The organism is Ciceribacter azotifigens (assembly GCF_048159625.1).
Taxonomy (GTDB): Bacteria; Pseudomonadota; Alphaproteobacteria; order Rhizobiales; family Rhizobiaceae; genus Allorhizobium; species Allorhizobium azotifigens.
This window is the reverse complement of the sequence record NZ_JBLQTA010000012.1, coordinates 118,098-138,036: the sequence shown is the minus strand read 5'-3', so window position 1 is coordinate 138,036 and position 19,939 is coordinate 118,098. Positions and strand designations below refer to the sequence as shown.

Genomic DNA, 19,939 nt, shown 5'->3' with positions numbered 1-19,939 from the left:
CGGCCCTCCCAATCATGCTCCCCGCATGCACGGGGATGAACAGAGCTTGAATTGAGCGCGGCCGCGGATCTGGCCATAATCCCCGCATGCGCCGGGAGGAACTGTCGACGTGCGCGGGCTGTTCTCCGCCATGCGCGTCCTGCATGGGCGGACGGCGATGATCGGGAGATGTCTCCTCGCGTCGACGATATGTCAGGGCATAGCAAGCGACCTGCCGACTGAGCGGCCGGAAATGGCCGCGCGCTCGTCGAAGCCCTCGTGGGTTACATGTCTGGGCCGGCCGCTGCCGGCGCGCCCGCACCTGTCTCGTGTCTTCCGTCAGACTGCGCCGTCGCCGCGCTCTGAGCCATCGGCGATGATCGAGCGTTTTCCGACATGATTGGCGGGGCCGACAAGTCCCTCCTGCTCCATCCGTTCGACGAGGGACGCTGCGCGGTTGTAGCCGATGGAGAGCTTGCGCTGGATGTAGGAGGTCGAGCACTTCTTGTCGCGCATGACGATCTTCACCGCCTTGTCGTAGAGATCGGTGGCATCCTCCTCGCCCATAGCCGAGCGATCGAAGACTGCTTCGTCTTCGTCTGTCTCGGCTTCGTCTGCATCCTCCGTCACCGTACCCAGGTATTCCGGGCGCCCTTGGGTTTTCAGGTGTGCGACCACCTTCTCCACCTCGTGGTCGGAGACGAACGGGCCATGCACGCGCGCAATGCGACCGCCACCCATCATGTGCAGCATGTCACCCTGGCCGAGCAGATGTTCGGCGCCCTGTTCGCCGAGAATGGTACGGCTGTCGATTTTCGACGTCACCTGGAAGGAAATGCGTGTCGGGAAATTCGCCTTGATCGTTCCGGTAATGACATCGACCGACGGGCGCTGTGTCGCCATGATCAGATGGATGCCCGCCGCACGGGCCATCTGCGCGAGCCGCTGGATCGCGCCTTCGATCTCCTTGCCGGCGACCATCATGAGATCTGCCATCTCGTCGACGATGACGACGATGTACGGCATCGGCGAGAGGTCCATCTCTTCCTGCTCGTAGATCGCCTCGCCGGTGGAGCGGTCGAAGCCCGACTGGATCGTGCAGAGGATGGTCTCGCCCTTAGTGCGGGCGGTGGCGGCGCGGCCGTTGTAACCGTCGATATTGCGCACGCCGAGGCGCGACATCTTGCGATAGCGGTCCTCCATCTCGCGCACGGCCCACTTCAGTGCCATCACCGCCTTCTTCGGGTCGGTGACGACCGGTGTCAGGAGATGCGGGATCCCGTCATAGACGGACAGTTCGAGCATCTTCGGATCGACCATGATCAGGCGGCATTCTTCCGGCTTGAGCCGATAGAGCAGCGACAGGATCATCGTGTTGATGGCGACCGACTTGCCCGAGCCGGTCGTGCCGGCAACCAGCAGGTGAGGCATCTTCGCGAGTTCGGCGATGACCGGCTCGCCGCCGATGGTTTTGCCGAGGCAGACCGGCAGCTGGAAGCGGGTCTCGCTGTAGTCCCGCGATTCGATGAGTTCGCGGAAGTAGACGGTCTCGCGGACAGGGTTCGGCAGTTCGATGCCGATCACGTTGCGGCCCGGCACCACGGCGACGCGCGCAGAGAGCGCCGACATCGAACGGGCGATATCGTCGGAAAGGCCGATGACGCGGGAGGATTTGACGCCCGGAGCCGGCTCGAATTCGTAGAGCGTGACGACCGGGCCGGGGCGAACGTCGATGATCTCGCCCTTGACGCCGAAGTCTTCGAGAACGCTCTCGAGCAGGCCGGCGCTTTGCTCCAGCGCTTCCGGTGTCATCGTATGTGTCTCACGGTACTGCGGCAATTGCAGGAGATCGATCGAAGGAAACTCGTATCCCCCGTCCGACGGTGCATGGATATCCGCCGAGCGACCGCGGAGGGCGGGACGTTCAGCGACCTCTATGGCGGACGGTACGGTCTTCTCGTCGGCCACCGGTTCGAACGGGGCTGTCGGTTCGGCAACAACAATCGCCTCGGGAACGGTCTGATTTGCGGCGACGGTCGAGTCGGATCGACGAAGATCAACCTGCCGGTAGAGCGAGGTGACGGACCACTCCGCATCCGCGGCGGGCGGGGTGAAGGCCGGTGCATTCACCTGGACGGGCACCGAGCGTGCAGATGTTTCAGCCACGGCTGCCGCCACGGGAACCGTGGCGATCTTAGGCTCCGCGGGCTGAGGCAGGAGTCTCGTCTGCGCGGCTCGATCATCGAGCTCTATCATTGCCTCCCAGAAGACGTGATCGGAGAGGAAGGCCGTCGGCGATAGCGGGTAAGCCTCTCCGCTAGTGGCACGGACCGGCGCGATAGTTGTCGGAGATTCGGTTTGCCCCACCTCGGGAGCCTCGAAGCTCACAGTGGCGTTATGGGTCACGTTCGGGGCGGCCGCCGCTTCCACCTGCAGGCTGTCGGACGCCGCGGTTGCAGACAGGGTTTCCTCGGCCGGGCTTCGGGCAAGTTCACGGCGGAGACGATAGCTGAGCGCCCGCGCGCCCTTGGCGTCCGGCGGTTGCGGCAGGAATTGCGGTCGCGCGATCACGCGTTCGGCGCTCTCTGCCGAGGTACGCGGTGGTACGGCGGTGACGGGCGCGCTCGCCACAGGTTCGGAGGTCTGGGAAGGGGCGGTGGCGATTACGGGCTGGATCGTCTGAGCGGCGGGCACACGCTTTGAGAGCGCGGTATCAGGCGTGCGGGTGAAGCGGACGTTAGGACCAAGCACGAAAGCCCTCTGCCAGATCGGGGCGTCGCGGCCTTCTATCTCGCTCGCTGCAATCGAATCGGTGTTGCCCGCCGTGTCGCCCGAAGCTGCCGTCTGCGGGTCCGCCGGATTTACCGCCGGCTTGTGCGGCTTTTCACGTCCGGCCTCCGATCCCTTCCGTTCCTCTTCCAAGTCACTGGTAAATCTTGAGAAATTCGAACGGCTGAAACGCATGGCTACCTGCACATCTCTCGAACACGAACAACGGACGCTGATGATCTTACTAAAAAATAAAGGTTAACCAGGTCTTGCCGGAGCCTGCCGGTGAGTGCCCTTTCCCCGGATGCAGTGTCGGCAAATTACGAGGTGCGGCGGCTGTGCCACACCGGCTTTCGCTTGCGTCCGGCGGAGGGCGACGAGACGGCCGGATGCTCATCTGATACGCATGCAAACGCGCTCCGGAACGACCGGAGCGCGGTGTGTCGATGTTTTCCTGTGCTGTTGGTGCCGGATCACACGATACCGCCGGACCCGCCTTTTGTCGCCGGCCGTTCGGCTGCGACCCTGGCACGATAGCCGCTGGCGCGGTAGGCGGCGACCGGGTCGATCGCGCCGCCGGCGCGGCGGCGGGCTTCGGCGAGGATCGGCTCGACATCGGTGCGGTAGGCCCGCTTCAGCGTCTCGGTCGCCATCAGGGCGTCATTGCCCTCCTGGAATCCGGCAAGGGCCGCGCGGTCGACCAGCAGGGCCTGGGCATAGGCACGGCGGATCTCGTTGGCGCTGGAGATCAGGCTCTCGATCGGATCGGTGACATTGTGGCTCTGGTCAATCATGTGCGCCGGATGGAAGCCCTTCACGCCGCGATGTTCGGCATCGACCAGTTCGTTGAAGACGAGGAAGAGGCGGTAAGGCTCGATCGAGCCGGCGTCTAGGTCGTCGTCGCCATATTTCGAATCGTTGAAATGGAAGCCGCCGAGCTTGCCGAACTGGATCAGCCGGGCGACGATCATCTCGATATTGGTATTCGGCGCGTGATGGCCGAGGTCGACCAGGCAGAAGGCCTTGTCGCCCAGCGTCTGGGCGATCAGGAGGTTGGAGCCCCAGTCCTGCACGACGGTCGAATAGAAGGCCGGCTCGTACATCTTGTGCTCGGAGAAGATCCGCCAGTCGTCGGGGAGCGCCTTGTAGATATCCGCCATCGCGGCGAGATAGCGCTCGAACTGGCGGGTAAAGTTCGTCTGGCCGGGGAAGTTCGAGCCGTCGCCGACCCATACGGTGAGCGCCTTGGAACCGATCGCCTCGCCGAGCTCGATGCATTCGATGTTGTGCTCGACGGCCTGGGCGCGGGTCGCCGCGTCGACGTGGCTGAGCGAACCGAACTTGTAGGAATGGGCCTGGTCGGGCGCATCCGAGAAGGTGTTGGAGTTCATCGCGTCGAAGCCTAGGCCCAGCGCCTCGCCCTTGGCCTTCAGATCCTTCGGATCGGCCTTGTCCCAGGGAATGTGCAGCGAGACCGTCGGCGTGGCGCGCGTCAGCTGGTGGATGACGGCGCAATCGTCGAGCTTGTCGAAGATATGGCGCGGTTCGCCCAGGCCCGGGAAACGGGCAAAGCGGGTGCCGCCGGTGCCCACACCCCAGGAGGGAACGGCGACGAAGAATTCCGCGACCTTGGCGGTGACCGCCTCGATGTCGACATTGCCGCGGGCGAGCTTTTCGCCGAGCGCCGCATAGTCGGACTTGAGCGCTGAAGCGCGCTTGTCGTTCTCGGCCGCGATGACGTCGGCGGCGATTTTCTGATCGGTCATTGTTTTCCTCCCAAAGGTATTCCCCCTCTGTCACTTCGTGACATCTCCCCCACAAGGGGGGAGACTTAACTCGCGTTTGCCGATGCCTTGTGCGCCAAGCAAAGTCATCGCGGTTACGCTCGGTCAACTCCTGTTCTTCTCCCCCCTTGTGGGGGAGATGCCCGGCAGGGCAGAGGGGGTGCTAAAGCTTGCTCAGCGCGTGAAGCTCTGGGCGTTACCGGCATCGACATTGATGATGTTGCCGGTCGACTTGGCGGAGAGGTCGGAGGCGAGGAAGTAGATCGCCTCGGCGATGTCCTCAGGGAAGACGTTGAGCTTCAGCATCGAACGCTTGCGATAGTGTTCCTCCAGATCGGTGACCTCGATCTTGGAGGACGCCGCACGCTGTTCGCGCCATTCGCCGTTCCAGATCTTCGAGCCGCGCAGCACCGCATCCGGATTGACCGTGTTGACGCGAATGCCGGCGTCTGCGCCTTCGAGCGCCAGGCAGCGTGCGAGATGGATCTCGGCGGCCTTGGCGGTGCAGTAAGCGGATGCGTTCGGCGAGGAGGCGAGGCCGTTCTTCGAGGCGACGAAGACGATATTGCCACCAATCGCCTGACGGCGGAACAGACGGAAAGCTTCGCGGGAGACGAGGAAGTAGCCGGTTGCCAGGATGTCGATGTTCTTGTTCCACATGGCAAGCGTGGTGTCCTCGACCGGAGCGGAAGAGGCGATGCCGGCATTGGAGACGAGGATGTCGACGCCGCCGAATTCGATGCAGGCTTCCGCGAAGGTCGAGGTGACGGCCTCTTCCTTCGTCACGTCGAGCGTGACGGAACGAACGCTGTCGCCACCATAACGCTTGGAGAAGTCGGCAAGCGTGTCGGCGAGCGCATTGGCGTCGATGTCGGCGAGCACCACGCAGGCGCCTTCGGACATCAGGCGTTCGGCCGTGGCGCGGCCGATACCGCCGGCGCCGCCGGTGACGAAGGCCACGCGGCCGGCCAGCGATTTCGGCTTCGGCATGCGTTGGAGCTTGGCTTCCTCGAGCAGCCAGTACTCGATGTCGAAGGCTTCCTGTTCGGGCAGGCCCTGATATTCCGAGACCGTCGAGGCGCCCTTCATGACGTTGATGGCGTTGACATAGAACTCGCCGGCGATGCGGGCGGTCGCCTTGTCCTTGGCGAAGGACAGCATGCCGACGCCGGGCACGAGGAAGATGACCGGGTTCGGGTCACGCATCTTCGGCGAATTGTCGTGCTTGCAGGTCTCGTAATAGCGCGTGTAGTCGGCGCGGTAGTCTTCGAGCGCCTTGTCGAGGCCGGCGATCACGGCGTCCACATCGGGCTTGGCCGGATCGAAATCGACGATCAGCGGACGGATCTTGGTGCGCAGGAAGTGGTCGGGGCAGGAGGTGCCGAGTAAACCGAGCGGCTCCAGTTCCTTCGAATTGACGAATTCGAGGACGGCGGCCTGGTCGTCGAAGTGACCGAGCTTGCGCTCAGTCTTGCCGATGCGGCCACGGATCTCCGGCATCAGTTTCGCGGCGATGGCGCGGCGTTCGGCTTCCGGAAGGCTCTTGGCAACCGCTCCGCCGAAGATCGTCTTGCCTTCGGTTTCCTTGGCGAACCACTCGATCGCCTTGTTGATGATCTCGAGCGTCAGAAGGTAGCAGTCCTTGGCGTCATTCGCCCAGGTAAACAGGCCGTGGCTTTCCAGCACGACGCCCTTGGCGGTCGGGTTCGCCTTGACGAAGGCTTCGAGGTCGAGGCCGAGCTGGAAGCCGGGGCGGCGCCAGGGCAGCCAGCCGATGTCGGCGCCAAAGATCTTCTGCGTCAGTTCCCTGGAGTTCTTCGAGGCGGCGATCGCGATGATCGCATCCGGATGCATGTGGTCGACATGGGTGAAGGGTACGAAACCATGCAGCGGCGTGTCGATCGAGGCGGCGCGCGGGTTCAGGTTGAAGGTGCAGTGGGGCAGGAAGCCGACCATGCGGTCTTCGTCCTCGACGCCCTTGTACAGGGTCTTTAGCGCCTCGAGCTTGTCCATGTAGAGGGTAGAGAAGCCGTCGAGCTTGATCGTGCCGACGTCGCCGCCGGAACCCTTGACCCACATCACACGAACCTTCTCGCCGGTCAGCGGATCGGTTTCCATGACCTTGGCCGAAGTGTTGCCGCCACCGTAATTGGTGATGCGCTTGTCGGCGCCCAAGAGATTGGAGCGGTAGAGCAGCTTGCCGGGCTCGTCGAGCTTTGCAGCGTGAGCGTCGTCCCAACGGTTTTCGAGAAGGCGGGTTTGGCCCGTCATTGCTTCCTCCCTGTGCGTATCGATTCGTGGGTAACCCGACAGGCGACCCAGCTCCTTCTGGTGCACGGTATCGCGCATCCGTCCGGCGCTTGTCAATCAATTTCGATCACAAACATTCATTGTGCGACGCAACATTATCTTTTTTGATCGTTTGTGATTGACAACGTAAATGCAATCCGAATAAATCATGCTCAGGAGGAGCCCATGCACGAACGCGAACGTCATCGCATCATACTAAGCGCGATCCAGGAAAAGCCGGTCATCACCGTGCAGGATATCGCCGAGCTGACCGAGGCTTCCGAAGCCACGATCCGCCGCGACATCGCCGCGCTTCATGTGCAGGGAAAGCTCCGCCGGGTCCGTGGTGGCGCCGAGGCAGTGCATCCGCCGCAGCTCGGAAATCTCGCCGCACGACCGTTCCGCGTTTCGGAATCGGTCAATATCGACAAGAAACGCGCAATTGCGCGCGCTGCCGTCGATCTGTGCGATGAAGGCGATTCGATCATCATCAACGGGGGCACGACGACCTTCCAGATGGTGCATTTCATGTCGGCGCGCCGCCTGCAGGTCATGACCAATTCGTTCGCCATCGCCGAGCATCTGGTCAAGCATTCGAAGTGCACGGTCTCGGTGCCGGGCGGGGCGATCTATCGCGACCAGAGCCTGATCCTGTCGCCCTTCGACAATGATGCGATCCGCAATTTCTATGCGCGGCGCATCTTCATCGGCGCGCAGGGCATCAATGCGCATGGCGTGATGGAGTCCGACGCGCTGGTCATCCAGAGCGAGCAGAAGCTGGTGCGTCAGGCCGAGGAACTGATCATCATGGTCGATTCCAGCAAGTTCTCGAAGCGCTCGAGCCTGATCCTGTGTTCGCTCGACAATGTCTCGGCGATCATCACCGACGACAAGATTCCGGATGAGGCGGCCGCCATGGTCACCGATGCCGGCGTGAAACTCATAACGGTCAAGCCGATGGCTTCGTCCGAGAAGGAGGATACCACGTCGGTCGCATGATGTGATCCGGCCGCGTGGGGAGTTCAAGACAGTCTATCAACCTGGGAGGAAGACGAAATGAAACTGTCCAAGACACTGCTCGCCGGTGTGGCCCTTGCCGCCATGGCCATGGCATCCGGTGCCAACGCGGCCGACATGAAGATCGCGCTCGTCGTCAAGTCGCTCGGCAACGGCTTCTTCGAAGCCGCCAACAAGGGCGCCGAGGAAGCCGCCAAGGAACTCGGCGGCGTCGAGATCATCTATACCGGCCCGACGACGACCACGGCCGAAGGCCAGATCGAAGTCATCAATTCGCTGATCGCCCAGGGCGTCGATGCCATCGCGATCTCGGCGAACGATCCGGACGCCGTCGTTCCGGCGCTGAAGAAGGCTGCCCAGCGCGGCATCAAGGTCATCTCGTGGGATTCGGGCGTTGCCGCCGAAGGCCGCATCATGCACCTCAACCCGTCGTCCAACGAGCTGATCGGCAAGATGTGCCTGCAACTCGCCGCCAACCATCTTGAAGGCGGCAAGGGCGACTTCGCCATCCTGTCGGCAACCACCACCTCGACCAACCAGAACATCTGGATCGAGGAAATGAAGAAGCAGCTCAAGGATTTCCCGGGCCTCAACCTCGCCACGACCGTCTATGGTGACGACCTGGCCGACAAGAGCTACCGCGAAGCCAACGGCCTCCTGTCGTCCTCGCCGAACGTCAAGGTCATCGTCGCTCCGACGACCGTCGGCGTTCTCGCCGCCTCGCAGGCCGTCAAGGATGCCGGCAAGATCGGCCAGGTCTATGTGACGGGCCTCGGTCTGCCGTCGGAAATGGCCGGCGCCATCAAGTCGGGTGCGACCAAGGAATTCGCCATCTGGAACCCGATCGACCTCGGCTACTCGGCAACCCAGATCGCCTATCACCTGGTGAAGGGCGACACCGACGGTGCTCCGGGCGCGGAAATCGAGGCCGGCCGCATGGGCAAGATCAAGGTCGGCGGCAACGGCGAAGCCGCCATGGCCGATCCCTTCGTCTACAATTCGTCGAACATCGACGAGTTCTCGAAGATCTTCTGATCAGACGAGCGGCCGCTTCTCCCCCACGGGGAGAAGTGCCGAGCATAGCGAGGCGATGAGGGGGCCGCTCGGCCCAGCGCCAGCCGCCCCCTCATCCGGCCCTTCGGGCCACCTTCTCCCCGTGGGGGAGAAGAGGGAGTCATTCCTTGCCCTTCTTCACAGCCATTTTGGTAAAGCCTGATGATGAGTGTTCAAACCCCAAAGCTCGATGCGTCGCTCGCCGCCGTCACGCCGATTCTCGAAATGCGCGGCATTTCGCAAATCTTTCCGGGGGTGAAGGCGCTCGATGGGGTGAACATCGCGCTCTATCCCGGCAAGGTGACGGCGCTGATCGGGGAGAACGGCGCCGGCAAGTCGACGCTCGTCAAGATCCTGACCGGAATCTACCGTCCCAATGAGGGCGAGATCCTGATCGACGGCCAGCCGATCACCTTTGCCAATGCGCAAGGCGCGATTGACGCGGGCGTGACCGCGATCCACCAGGAAACCGTGCTGTTCGACGAACTGACCGTCGGCGAGAACATCTTTCTCGGCCACGCACCGCGCACGCGTTTCGGGCTGATCGACTGGAAGAGCATCAACCAGCGTTCCCGCCAGCTTCTGGCGGAGCTCGAAAGCAATATCGACCCGACCATTCGTCTCAAGGATCTGTCGATCGCGCAGCGCCATCTGGTCGCCATTGCCCGCGCGCTTTCGGTCGAGGCGCGCATCGTCATCATGGACGAGCCGACCGCGGCGCTGTCGCGCAAGGAGATCGACGACCTGTTCCGCATCGTCGAGGGCCTCAAGCGCCAGGGCAAGGCGATCCTGTTCATCAGCCACAAGTTCGACGAGCTTTATGAAATCGCCGAGAACTACGCCGTCTTCCGCGACGGCAAGATGGTCGGTTCCGGCGCTCTGAAAACCACGCCGCAGGACGAGATCGTCCGCCTGATGGTCGGCCGCGACGTGCACGACGTGTTCCCCAAGGTTGCCGTCAACATCGGCAAGACGGTTCTTTCGGTCGACGGTTATTGCCACGACACCGAGTTCCGCGACATCTCCTTCGACCTCAAGCAGGGCGAAATCCTCGGCGTCTACGGCCTGATCGGCGCCGGACGCTCCGAGCTCTGCCAGTCGCTGTTCGGGATCACGGCGCCCGCTTCCGGCCGCCTTTCGCTCGAGGGCCGGGAGATTGAGATCCGCACGCCCGCCGATGCGATTGCCGCCGGCATCGTCTATGTTCCGGAAGAACGCGGACGGCACGGTCTCGCGCTCGAAATGCCGATCTACCAGAACATGTCGCTGCCGTCGCTCGCGCGCACCTCGGCGCGCGGCTTCCTCAATGCCGTCAACGAATTCGGGCTCGCCCGCAAGTATGCCGAACGGCTTGACCTGCGCGCGGCGGCCCTTTCCGTGCCGGTCGGCACGCTTTCGGGCGGCAACCAACAAAAGGTCGTCATCGGCAAGTGGCTCGCCACCAGGCCGAAGGTCATCATTCTCGACGAGCCGACCAAGGGCATCGACATCGGCTCAAAGGCCGCCGTGCACGGCTTCATCTCGGAGCTCGCGGGCGAGGGGCTCTCGATCATCATGATCTCGTCGGAACTGCCGGAAATTCTCGGCATGTCCGACCGGGTCATGGTTATGCGCGAGGGTCTGATGGCCGGCATCTATCCGCGCGAGGGGCTCTCCGCCGAGACGCTGGTCCGCGCGGCGACCGGCAATGGTTAAGGACTGAACACATGCAACGGCTTCTCAAGAACCGCGAAATCCTGCTGGCGCTGATCATCGTCGTGATGATCGCCGGCTTCTCGACGCGCGCGTCGAACTTCGCCACGCCCGGCAACCTGGCGACGATCTTCAACGACACGTCGATCCTGATCATCCTGGCGCTCGGGCAGATGACGGTGATCCTCACCAAGTCGATCGACCTCTCGGTCGCCGCCAATCTCGCCTTCACCGGCATGGCCGTCGCGATGCTCGATGCCGCCTATCCGGGGCTGCCGCTGGCGCTGCTGATCGTTCTCGCGATCGGCATCGGTGCGGCCCTCGGCGCCATTAACGGCTTCCTCGTCTGGCTCCTGCAGATCCCGCCGATCGTCGTGACGCTCGGCACGCTCACCATCTATCGCGGCATGGCCTTCGTGCTGTCGGGCGGCAGCTGGGTCAACGCCCATCAGATGACGCCCGACTTCCTGGACCTGCCGCGCATCGCCGTCCTCGGCCTGCCGATCCTGTCATGGGTGGCGATCGCAATCGTCTTCATCATCTGGTTCGTGCTGAGCCGCACGCCGTTCGGCCGCTCGACCTATGCGGCAGGCGGCAATCCGACCGCCGCCGTCTATGCGGGTATCGATGTCGGCCGAGCCCGTTTCCTCGCCTTCGTGTTGTCGGGCGCGCTGGCGGGGCTCGCGGGTTATCTTTGGGTGTCGCGCTACGCGGTCGCCTATGTCGACATCGCCGCCGGCTTCGAACTCGACAGCGTCGCGGCCAATGTCATCGGCGGCGTGTCGATCGCCGGTGGCATCGGCTCGGTGATCGGCACGGTTCTCGGCGCGCTGTTCCTCGGCGTGATCAAGAACGCGCTGCCGGTCATCGGCATCTCGCCCTTTGCCCAGATGGCGATCTCCGGCGTGGTCATCGTGCTCGCCGTCGTCTTCAACGCCCGTGCCGAGGCCAAGAAGGGCCGTATCATTCTGCGCGACCGCGCAGCCAAGGACAGCCAGGAGGTGGCCGCATGAGCACCGCGACGTCTCAAACTGCATCGCTCCGTCGCCAGATCCCGGATCGTCTGGGCACGCCGCTGAAGCGGCTTCTCGGAAGCTGGGAAGTGCTGCTGTTCGGCGTGGCGGTGGCGATCTTCATCGCCAATTCGCTGGCCTCGCCCTACTTCCTCGATGCATGGAACCTGTCGGACGCCACATTCAACTTCACCGAAAAGGCAATGATCGCCTTTGCCATGGCGCTGTTGATCATTGCCGGCGAGATCGACCTCTCGGTCGCCGCGATCATCGCGCTCGCCTCCACCGCCATGGGTTACGCGGCGCAGATGGGCGTCGGCGCGCCGGGGCTGGTGGCGATCGGCATCGGTACCGGCCTTGCCTGCGGCGCCTTCAATGGTCTGATGATCGCCGGCCTGAAGCTTCCGTCGATCGTCGTCACCATCGGCACGATGAGCCTTTTCCGCGGCATTTCCTACATCGTGCTCGGCGACCAGGCTTATGGCAAGTATCCGGCGGATTTCGCCTTCTTCGGCCAAGGCTATGTCTTCTGGGTGTTCTCCTTCGAATTCGTGCTGTTCCTGGTCATGGCCGCCCTGTTCGCCGTGCTGCTGCATGCGACCAATTTCGGCCGGCATGTCTATGTGATCGGCAACAATCCGCTCGCCGCGCGTTTCTCCGGCATTCCGGTCGAGCGGGTGAAGTTCATCCTCTTCCTGCTGACGGGGCTGATGAGCGGGATCGCCGCCGTCTGCCTGACCTCGCGTCTTGGCTCGACCCGCCCGTCGATCGCGCAAGGCTGGGAACTCGAGGTGGTGACCATGGTGGTGCTCGGTGGCGTATCGATCCTCGGCGGCGCCGGCACGACCGCCGGCGTGGTGATCGCCGCCTTCGTCATGGGGCTCGTGACCTTCGGCCTCGGCCTTCTGAACGTGCCCGGCATCGTCATGTCGATCTTCATCGGCCTGCTTCTGATCGTCACCATCGCGCTGCCGATCATCGGCCGCCGCATCAAGCAGGCGAGGGCCGCAAGATGAGCGAACTGGAACGGCATGCCTTCAAGATGAAACTCTTCCCGGGCATGGAGGCCGAATACCGGAAGCGCCATGACGAGATCTGGCCGGAACTGGTCGACCTGCTGCACGACGCGGGCGTGAGCGATTACACCATCCATCTCGACCGCGAGACCAACACGCTCTTCGGCGTTCTCAGCCGACCGAAGAACCATGGCATGGCAAGCCTGCCGCAGCATCCGGTGATGAAGCGCTGGTGGGCGCACATGGCCGACATCATGGAAAGCAATCCGGACAACTCGCCGGTTGCCACCGATCTCGTTCCGGTGTTCCACCTGCCATGACTGCCCCGCAACACGCCCGCGTCGCCGTCATCGACATCGGCAAGACCAATGCCAAGGTGGTGGTGCTCGACGGTGCGACCGGTGCGGAGATTGCGGTGCGCAGGACACCCAACCGGGTGATCGCCGCCGCGCCCTATCCCCACTATGACGTCGAGGCGCTGTGGAAGTTCATCCTGTCGGCGCTCGCCGAGTTCGCCCGCGCTCCGGGCTTCGATGCGATCTCCATCACCACCCATGGGGCGAGTGCCGCACTGCTGGACGCGCAAGGACGCCTTGCGCTGCCGGTGCTCGATTACGAGTTCGAATATCCTGGAGCCGTCCGTGAGGCCTATGACCGGCTTCGCCCGGATTTTGCCCAGACCTGCTCGCCCAGGCTCTCCGGCGGGCTCAATCTGGGCGCCCAGCTGCATTTCCAGAAGTCCCTTTATCCGGACCTTTTCGGCCGGGTGGCGACAATCCTCACCTATCCGCAATACTGGGCCTTTCGCCTGACGGGTGTCGCTGCGAACGAGGTGACCTCGCTCGGTTGTCACACCGACCTCTGGAGTCCGGGGCAGGGCAGATATTCGACGCTCATAGACAAGCTCGGGATCGGTCCACTGATGGCTCCCGTCCGGTCGGCCTTCGATGTGTTGGGTCCGGTGCAGCCGGAGGTGCGCGCAGCGATCGGCCTCGATACGGCCGTACCGGTCTATTGCGGCATTCACGATTCCAACGCATCTTTGCTGCCGCATCTCGTCGGGCGGCAGCCGCCTTTCTCGGTCGTATCGACGGGCACTTGGGTCGTCTGTTTCGCAGTCGGGAGCGATCCCTTGGGTCTCGATCCGGTGCGTGACACGCTTTCGAATGTCGATGCTTTCGCGCGCCCTGTGCCATCGGCCCGTTTCATGGGCGGTCGTGAATTCCAGATGCTGACGCAAGGCGCTGCTGAACCATCGCCGCAAGCAGTGGAGTTGGCCGCCCGTGCGGTGATTGCCAAGGCCGTGATGGTTCTACCCAATGCCGTAGATGGGTCGGGACCTTTCCAGGGTTGCGAGGGACGGTGGATCGGCGAGCCTTCTTCGGATGCCGAGCGCATTGCCGCCGTCTCGCTCTATGTGGCGATGATGACAGTCACATGTCTCGACCTCGTAAAGGCTGCCGGCCCGATTGTCGTTGAGGGGCCAATGAGCCGGAATCGCGTCTTCCTCGCCGCGCTGGCATCGATCACCGGTCGTGACGTAATGATCGACGCCGAAGGCGGCGTGAGCGGCACCGCGCTCGGCGCGGCGATGCTCGCCGGGGTGCGGCCGCAGGCAGGACACCCGGCTGTCATTTCCCCGCTATTCGATGTCACCTCCCATGTCGGTCGTTGGCGAGCGGCGCTGGCGTCCGACCTCTAAGATCCGGGCTGCCGCGGCTTCACGGCGAAACACACCCGGGCTCCTGGAGGTCCACTTTCGGAAGGCGCGATGAAAGGCGCTCGGCTCGGAAAAGCCGAGCTGCACGGCAATCTCGCCGACGCTGCTTCGGCTCTTCAGCAGCAGTTCCATGGCCCGCTCGCGCCTAATTTCGTCCTTTATGCCGGCGAAGCTTCGGCCTTCGGCCTGCAACCGGTGGCGCAGGGTCGACGGCGACATGCGCATCTGTGCCGCAATGTCCTCGAAGCCGCCCCAGTTCGCCGGCGGGGTCTGACGCAGCCTGCGCCGGATACCGGCTGCGAGACCTGCGTCGTAGCGGTAGCGCACGAGGATGTTGGCGGGCGCGCCCCTGAGGAACTGCTTCAGTGCCTGCTCGGTGCGGGCGATCGGCAGCCGGAGCAGTTGCCGGTCGAAAGACAGGCGGCTCACCGGCTGTCCGAAGTGCACCGGTGCGCCGAAGAACAGCCGGTAATCGGCACCCTGTTCAGGTTCGGCACAACGGAAATCTACCTTGCGGATCGGAATGCGCCGGCCGACCAGCCAGCAGGCGATGCCGTGCAAGAGGATCCAGTAGGTACGATAGGCAAAGGCCGAGCGCGGCCCCGTCTTGTCCTCGAGCACGATTTCCGCGAGGCCCTCATTGATCTCGAGCCGGCCGGAGGGATCCTCCAGGATCACGTTCAGGAAGCGCAGCGCCCGCCGCAGGGCGTGCTCCAGCGTCGCCGCGTGCAGCACGCAATGGCAGAGAAGCGTGAAACTGCCATTGCGCATCGGCCGGGCACCCATGCCGAAGAACTCGTCGTCGACTTCGGCCGCAACGGCGAGCCAGAGTGCGCCGTAGATCTCGGCCGAGACCGGAGCGTCGACTACGGGCGGCAGTCCCACCGACGCCAGGACCGGCGCCGTCGGCTTGCTGTATCGCCGCAGGCAATCGAGCGCTTCCTCGATGAAGGAAGGCGATATCATCCGTCTGTCCGGCTCGGCCATTCCGCTTCTCCCGATATGGCAAAACTGTCCAAAAAAATCCTGCCGCTTTGGTCATCGCTTGCAATATACTGTCCGCCTAGAGTTCGGCAATACGGGTCGGTCGAGGAGCTGGTCCGCGAGCGAAATGCTGCAGAGGAGAACGGCATGGCGTGTCGAGCGGTTGCGGGCTTGCATCCCGCGGAAACGGGAGTGTTTTCGTGCTGATAGAAGGCAAAGTCTTCGTCGTGACCGGAGGAGCTTCGGGCCTCGGCCTTGCCGTGGTGCGCTCACTCGCGGCCGCCGGAGCGCGGGCAATCATCGCTGACGTCAATGCCGAGTTCGGTGAGAAGGTCGCCGCAGAGTGCGGGAACAGCGTTCGTTTCGTGAAGACCGACGTCACGTCGGAGGATGACGCGGCGGCTGCCGTCGGAGCCGCAACGGATACGTTCGGACACCTCCATGGTCTGGTGAACTGTGCCGGTATCGCCCCGGGCGAGAAAGTGATCGGTCGTGACGGTCCGCACCGACTCGACGTTTTCACGCGGGCAATCAGCATCAATCTTATCGGTACGTTCAACATGATCCGGCTCGCCGCCGCTGCGATCTCCAGGGAGGAGCCGGACGAAGACGGTGAGCGGGGCGTGATTGTCAACACCGCCTCGGTCGCCGCCTTCGACGGGCAGATCGGCCAGGCCGCCTATTCGGCATCGAAGGGCGGCATCGTCGGAATGACACTGCCGATCGCGCGCGAGCTTGCGCGCTACGGCATCCGCGTCGTTTCGATTGCGCCCGGCATCTTCGAGACGCCGATGATGGCGGGTATGCCGCAAGAGGTTCAGGATTCGCTCGGCAAGAGCGTGCCGTTCCCCTCTCGTCTCGGCCGTCCGGAGGAATATGCCGGTCTTGTCCGCCACATCTGTGAGAACAGGATGCTCAACGGAACGGTGATCCGTCTCGACGGAGCTTTGCGCATGGGTGCGCGTTGAAGGAGCAGTGATGCAGGAGATGCAGGGAATGCCTCAAGATCCGGTTGTTATCGTCGGCGCCGCGCGCACGGCCATGGGCGGCTTCCAGGGTGCGCTTTCGCGCGCGACGGCTCCGGATCTCGGCGCGGCCGCCATTCGCGCGGTGCTTGCCCGGTCCGGCGTCGGTGCTGAAGAAATCGATGAAGTGGTGTTCGGCTGCGTGCTCTCGGCCGGCTTGGGGCAGGCGCCGGCCCGTCAGGCGTCGATTGGCGCAGGGCTTCCCGTCTCGACGGGTGCCACGACCGTCAACAAGATGTGCGGCTCGGGCATGAAGGCCACGATGCTGGCACACGACCTGTTGCTCGCCGGAAGCGCCAGCGTGGCGGTCGCCGGAGGCATGGAGAGCATGACCAATGCGCCATATCTGCTTGATCGCGCCCGCGGCGGCTATCGGCTGGGCCATGGCCGCGTCATCGATCACATGTTCATGGATGGCCTCGAAGATGCTTATGACAAGGGCCGGCTGATGGGCACGTTTGCGGAGGATTGCGCGGAGGCCTACGGCTTTACCCGCGACGCGCAGGACGCCTACGCCGTCGCATCGCTGACGCGGGCGCAAAAGGCGATTGCCGGCGGAGACTTCGAGGCGGAGATCACGCCTGTAACCGTCCACGATGGCAAGGCCGAAATTGCCGTGAGCATCGACGAACAGCCAGGCAAGGCCCGGCTCGACAAGATCCCGACCCTGCGCCCTGCTTTCCGCGAAGGGGGGACGGTGACGGCCGCGAATTCCAGCTCGATTTCGGACGGCGCCGCGGCGCTCGTTCTCATGCGCCGGTCGCAGGCCGAACGGGAAGGGCGGATGCCGCTTGCGACCATCATCGGCCATGCTACCCATTCACAGGCGCCGCATCTCTTTCCGACTGCCCCCGTCGACGCGTTGCGGAAGCTTGGCGTGCGCACTGGCTGGGACATCAAGGATGTCGATCTCTTCGAGATCAACGAGGCTTTCGCGGTGGTTCCCATGGCGGCGATGCATGAACTCCACCTGCCCCATGAGAAGGTGAACGTCCATGGCGGAGCCTGTGCGCTCGGGCATCCGATCGGTGCGTCGGGAGCACGCATCATCGTGACCCTGCTCGCCGCGCTGGAGCGCTACGACCTGAGGCGCGGCATGGCCGCTGTCTGCATCGGCGGTGGCGAAGCGACCGCGATCGCCGTGCAGCGGCACTGAAGAGACCGGGAGGAGCCGGAATGATACTGACCGAGGAACAGCAACAGATCCGCGACATGGCGCGCGATTTCGCCCGCGAAAGGCTGGCGCCGGGCGCGGCCCAGCGCGATGTCGAGCATGTCTTCCCGAAGCAGGAGCTGAAGGAGATGGGCGAGCTCGGTTTCCTCGGCATGCTGGTGCCGGAGGCCTATGGTGGGTCGGACACCGGCGTCGTCGCCTATGCCGCCGCACTCGAGGAGATCGCAGCCGGCGACGGACCGTGTTCCACGATCATGAGCGTACACAGTTCGGTGGGTTGCGTACCCATTCTCAAGTTCGGCACCGAGGCACAGAAGGAACGCTTCCTGCCGAAACTCGCCTCCGGCGAATGGATCGGCGGTTTTGCGCTCACCGAGCCCCAGGCAGGCTCGGACGCTTCGAATCTGCGCACGCGTGCCCGCCGTGACGGAGATCACTATGTGCTGAACGGCGCAAAGCAGTTCATCACTTCAGGCAAGAACGGACAGGTCATCATCGTCTTCGCGGTGACCGATCCGCAACTCGGCAAAAAAGGCATCTCCGCTTTCATCGTCCCGACCGACACGCGGGGATACGAGGTGGTCCGCGTCGAGAGCAAGCTCGGCCTCCATTCCTCCGATACCTGCCAGATCGCCTTCAACGACATGCGGGTGCCGGCGGAGTTCCGGCTCGGCGAAGAGGGAGAAGGATACCGGATCGCGCTCGCCAATCTCGAAGGTGGACGCATCGGCATCGCTGCCCAGTCTGTCGGCATGGCGCGTGCGGCCTTTGAGGCGGCGCGGGACTATGCGCGCGAAAGGAATGCTTTCGGGCAGCCGATAATCGATCATCAGGCCGTTGCCTTCAGACTCGCCGACATGGCGACGAAGATCGCCGCGGCCCGCCAGCTCACCCTGCATGCAGCGCTTCTCAAGGAGCGGGGTGAGCCGTGTCTCACGGAAGCGTCGATGGCGAAGCTCTTCGCCTCGGAAATGGCGGAAAAGGTCTGTTCCGACGCGATCCAGATTCATGGCGGTTACGGTTACATGTCCGACTATCCGGTCGAACGCATCTACCGCGATGTCAGGATCTGCCAGATCTATGAGGGAACGAGCGATGTGCAGCGCATCGTGATCGCGCGCAGTCTATAGTGTTTCCGGCTCTGCCTTCCGGGAGGACGGAAGGTGTCGAGCCGATAAGGAGGAGAAAGGCATGAACGAGACGGTTCGTCTGAGCCTGCACGTGCCCGAGCCGGAGGTCCGGCCCGGCGACCAGCCCGATTTCTCGAACGTCAAGATCCCGAAGGCGGGCTCTGTTCCGCGGCCGGAAGTCGATGTCGCACCGGAGACGATCCGCGACCTCGCCTTTTCCATCATCCGGGTGCTGAACCGGGAAGGAGAGGCCGTTGGTCCCTGGGCGGGTCTGTTATCCGACGAGGAACTGCTCGCCGGTCTCAAGGACATGATGCGCCTCAGGGCCTTCGATGCCCGCATGCTGATGGCGCAGCGCCAGGGCAAGACCTCGTTCTACATGCAGCATCTGGGCGAAGAGGCGGTGAGCTGCGCCTTCCGCAAGGCGCTGGCGAAGGGCGACATGAATTTCCCGACCTATCGCCAGGCGGGGCTGTTGATTGCCGACGGCTACCCGATGGTCGACATGATGAACCAGATATTCTCGAACGAGAAAGATCCGCTGCGCGGCCGCCAGCTGCCGATCATGTATTCCTCGAAGGAGCACGGCTTCTTCACGGTGTCGGGCAATCTCGCCACGCAGTTCGTGCAGGCGGTCGGCTGGGCCATGGCGTCGGCCATCAAGAACGACACCCGCATCGCGGCGGCCTGGATCGGTGACGGCTCGACGGCGGAGTCAGATTTCCACTCGGCACTGGTCTTCGCTTCCACCTACAAGGCGCCCGTCATCCTGAACATCGTCAACAACCAGTGGGCGATCTCGACCTTCCAGGGCATTGCCCGTGGCGGCGCCGGTACCTTCGCGGCCCGTGGGCTCGGTTTCGGCATTCCGTCGTTACGCGTCGACGGCAATGACTACCTCGCGGTCCACGCGGTTGCTCGCTGGGCGGCCGAGCGTGCCCGCCGCAACCTCGGCCCGACGCTGATCGAATACGTCACCTATCGTGTCGGCGCCCATTCGACTTCCGACGATCCGAGCGCCTATCGGCCCAAGACCGAATCGGAAGTCTGGCCGCTCGGTGATCCGGTCCTGCGCCTGAAGAAGCATCTGATCGCCCGTGGTTGCTGGTCGGTCGAGCGACATGCGCAAGCCGAATCCGAAATCATGGACGAGGTGATCCAGGCGCAGAAGGAGGCGGAAAGCCACGGCACGCTCCACGCCGGCGGCAAGCCATCTGTGCGCGACATCTTCGAAGGGGTGTACGCGGAAATGCCGACGCATATCCGCCGTCAACGGCAGAAGGCGGGTTACTGA

General features: G+C 63.6%; 15 protein-coding genes. 11 read left to right on the top strand and 4 right to left on the bottom strand.

Annotated features, from left to right (window positions below; translation table 11 throughout):
- Nucleotides 1-318: 318 nt before the first annotated feature.
- The 3 genes from ACM6UT_RS16965 to ACM6UT_RS16955 all read right to left on the bottom strand — a co-directional run bounded on the left by ACM6UT_RS16965 (nucleotide 319) and on the right by ACM6UT_RS16955 (nucleotide 6,803).
- A complete protein-coding gene (locus tag ACM6UT_RS16965; RefSeq protein WP_416798525.1) occupies nucleotides 319-2,943 on the bottom strand; it encodes a DNA translocase FtsK in 2,625 nt (874 codons plus the stop codon).
- A gap of 278 nt (nucleotides 2,944-3,221) precedes the next feature.
- On the bottom strand, nucleotides 3,222-4,514 hold the full coding sequence (gene rhaI / locus ACM6UT_RS16960) for an L-rhamnose catabolism isomerase (RefSeq protein WP_416798524.1): 1,293 nt from the start codon (nucleotides 4,512-4,514) through the stop codon (nucleotides 3,222-3,224).
- Nucleotides 4,515-4,706: 192 nt separating this feature from the next.
- Nucleotides 4,707-6,803 carry a bifunctional rhamnulose-1-phosphate aldolase/short-chain dehydrogenase gene (locus tag ACM6UT_RS16955; RefSeq protein WP_416798523.1) on the bottom strand — a complete coding sequence of 699 codons (2,097 nt, stop codon included), beginning with the start codon at nucleotides 6,801-6,803 and terminating at the stop codon, nucleotides 4,707-4,709.
- Nucleotides 6,804-7,007: 204 nt separating this feature from the next.
- Here ACM6UT_RS16955 and ACM6UT_RS16950 point away from each other — a divergent pair, with 204 nt between their 5' ends.
- The 7 genes from ACM6UT_RS16950 to ACM6UT_RS16920 all read left to right on the top strand — a co-directional run bounded on the left by ACM6UT_RS16950 (nucleotide 7,008) and on the right by ACM6UT_RS16920 (nucleotide 14,314).
- On the top strand, nucleotides 7,008-7,820 hold the full coding sequence (locus ACM6UT_RS16950; RefSeq protein ID WP_416798522.1) for a DeoR/GlpR family DNA-binding transcription regulator: 813 nt from the start codon (nucleotides 7,008-7,010) through the stop codon (nucleotides 7,818-7,820).
- Nucleotides 7,821-7,877: 57 nt separating this feature from the next.
- The gene (rhaS, locus tag ACM6UT_RS16945) at nucleotides 7,878-8,873 is read left to right on the top strand and encodes a rhamnose ABC transporter substrate-binding protein (protein WP_416798521.1); all 996 of its coding nucleotides are present in this window, start codon (nucleotides 7,878-7,880) and stop codon (nucleotides 8,871-8,873) included.
- A gap of 180 nt (nucleotides 8,874-9,053) precedes the next feature.
- Nucleotides 9,054-10,586 carry a sugar ABC transporter ATP-binding protein gene (locus ACM6UT_RS16940; RefSeq protein WP_416798520.1) on the top strand — a complete coding sequence of 511 codons (1,533 nt, stop codon included), beginning with the start codon at nucleotides 9,054-9,056 and terminating at the stop codon, nucleotides 10,584-10,586.
- Between the two features lie 11 nt (nucleotides 10,587-10,597).
- Entirely contained in the window at nucleotides 10,598-11,596 is a 999-nt protein-coding gene (locus ACM6UT_RS16935; protein ID WP_416798519.1) for an ABC transporter permease, read from the top strand.
- Nucleotides 11,593-12,612 (top strand): ABC transporter permease, encoded by a 1,020-nt coding sequence (locus ACM6UT_RS16930; protein WP_416798518.1) that lies wholly within the window; start codon nucleotides 11,593-11,595, stop codon nucleotides 12,610-12,612. The genes ACM6UT_RS16935 and ACM6UT_RS16930 overlap by 4 nt, the downstream gene beginning before the upstream one ends.
- Nucleotides 12,609-12,932, top strand: coding sequence for an L-rhamnose mutarotase (rhaM, locus tag ACM6UT_RS16925; RefSeq protein WP_416798517.1), 324 nt, complete (start codon nucleotides 12,609-12,611; stop codon nucleotides 12,930-12,932). Before ACM6UT_RS16930 ends, rhaM begins: the two co-directional genes overlap by 4 nt.
- Nucleotides 12,929-14,314 carry an FGGY-family carbohydrate kinase gene (locus ACM6UT_RS16920; protein ID WP_416798516.1) on the top strand — a complete coding sequence of 462 codons (1,386 nt, stop codon included), beginning with the start codon at nucleotides 12,929-12,931 and terminating at the stop codon, nucleotides 14,312-14,314. Before rhaM ends, ACM6UT_RS16920 begins: the two co-directional genes overlap by 4 nt.
- Here the strand turns inward: ACM6UT_RS16920 and ACM6UT_RS16915 are convergent.
- Complete coding sequence (locus ACM6UT_RS16915) at nucleotides 14,255-15,319, bottom strand: AraC family transcriptional regulator (protein ID WP_416798515.1); 1,065 nt, start codon at nucleotides 15,317-15,319, stop codon at nucleotides 14,255-14,257. The two genes, ACM6UT_RS16920 and ACM6UT_RS16915, sit on opposite strands and share 60 nt — an antisense overlap.
- 197 nt (nucleotides 15,320-15,516) lie before the next feature.
- Between ACM6UT_RS16915 and ACM6UT_RS16910 the strand changes: the two genes are divergently transcribed.
- The 4 genes from ACM6UT_RS16910 to ACM6UT_RS16895 all read left to right on the top strand — a co-directional run bounded on the left by ACM6UT_RS16910 (nucleotide 15,517) and on the right by ACM6UT_RS16895 (nucleotide 19,939).
- A complete protein-coding gene (locus ACM6UT_RS16910) occupies nucleotides 15,517-16,284 on the top strand; it encodes a 3-hydroxyacyl-CoA dehydrogenase (protein ID WP_416798514.1) in 768 nt (255 codons plus the stop codon).
- 28 nt (nucleotides 16,285-16,312) lie between these two features.
- A complete protein-coding gene (locus ACM6UT_RS16905; protein ID WP_416798513.1) occupies nucleotides 16,313-17,497 on the top strand; it encodes an acetyl-CoA C-acyltransferase in 1,185 nt (394 codons plus the stop codon).
- Nucleotides 17,498-17,517: 20 nt separating this feature from the next.
- Complete coding sequence (locus ACM6UT_RS16900; RefSeq protein ID WP_416798512.1) at nucleotides 17,518-18,645, top strand: acyl-CoA dehydrogenase family protein; 1,128 nt, start codon at nucleotides 17,518-17,520, stop codon at nucleotides 18,643-18,645.
- 61 nt (nucleotides 18,646-18,706) lie between these two features.
- On the top strand, nucleotides 18,707-19,939 hold the full coding sequence (locus ACM6UT_RS16895) for a 3-methyl-2-oxobutanoate dehydrogenase (2-methylpropanoyl-transferring) subunit alpha (protein ID WP_416798511.1): 1,233 nt from the start codon (nucleotides 18,707-18,709) through the stop codon (nucleotides 19,937-19,939).

What these genes read in the sequence shown, in the direction of transcription:
- rhaI (WP_416798524.1), bottom strand. Translation starts at nt 4,514, where the DNA reads ATGACCGATCAGAAAATCGCCGCCGACGTCATCGCGGCCGAGAACGAC.
- ACM6UT_RS16955 (WP_416798523.1), bottom strand. Translation starts at nt 6,803, where the DNA reads ATGACGGGCCAAACCCGCCTTCTCGAAAACCGTTGGGACGACGCTCAC.
- ACM6UT_RS16935 (WP_416798519.1), top strand. Translation starts at nt 10,598, where the DNA reads ATGCAACGGCTTCTCAAGAACCGCGAAATCCTGCTGGCGCTGATCATC.
- ACM6UT_RS16905 (WP_416798513.1), top strand. Translation starts at nt 16,313, where the DNA reads ATGCCTCAAGATCCGGTTGTTATCGTCGGCGCCGCGCGCACGGCCATG.
- ACM6UT_RS16930 (WP_416798518.1), top strand. Translation starts at nt 11,593, where the DNA reads ATGAGCACCGCGACGTCTCAAACTGCATCGCTCCGTCGCCAGATCCCG.
- ACM6UT_RS16900 (WP_416798512.1), top strand. Translation starts at nt 17,518, where the DNA reads ATGATACTGACCGAGGAACAGCAACAGATCCGCGACATGGCGCGCGAT.
- rhaS (WP_416798521.1), top strand. Translation starts at nt 7,878, where the DNA reads ATGAAACTGTCCAAGACACTGCTCGCCGGTGTGGCCCTTGCCGCCATG.
- ACM6UT_RS16895 (WP_416798511.1), top strand. Translation starts at nt 18,707, where the DNA reads ATGAACGAGACGGTTCGTCTGAGCCTGCACGTGCCCGAGCCGGAGGTC.
- ACM6UT_RS16920 (WP_416798516.1), top strand. Translation starts at nt 12,929, where the DNA reads ATGACTGCCCCGCAACACGCCCGCGTCGCCGTCATCGACATCGGCAAG.
- ACM6UT_RS16940 (WP_416798520.1), top strand. Translation starts at nt 9,054, where the DNA reads ATGATGAGTGTTCAAACCCCAAAGCTCGATGCGTCGCTCGCCGCCGTC.
- ACM6UT_RS16915 (WP_416798515.1), bottom strand. Translation starts at nt 15,319, where the DNA reads ATGGCCGAGCCGGACAGACGGATGATATCGCCTTCCTTCATCGAGGAA.
- rhaM (WP_416798517.1), top strand. Translation starts at nt 12,609, where the DNA reads ATGAGCGAACTGGAACGGCATGCCTTCAAGATGAAACTCTTCCCGGGC.
- ACM6UT_RS16965 (WP_416798525.1), bottom strand. Translation starts at nt 2,943, where the DNA reads ATGCGTTTCAGCCGTTCGAATTTCTCAAGATTTACCAGTGACTTGGAA.
- ACM6UT_RS16950 (WP_416798522.1), top strand. Translation starts at nt 7,008, where the DNA reads ATGCACGAACGCGAACGTCATCGCATCATACTAAGCGCGATCCAGGAA.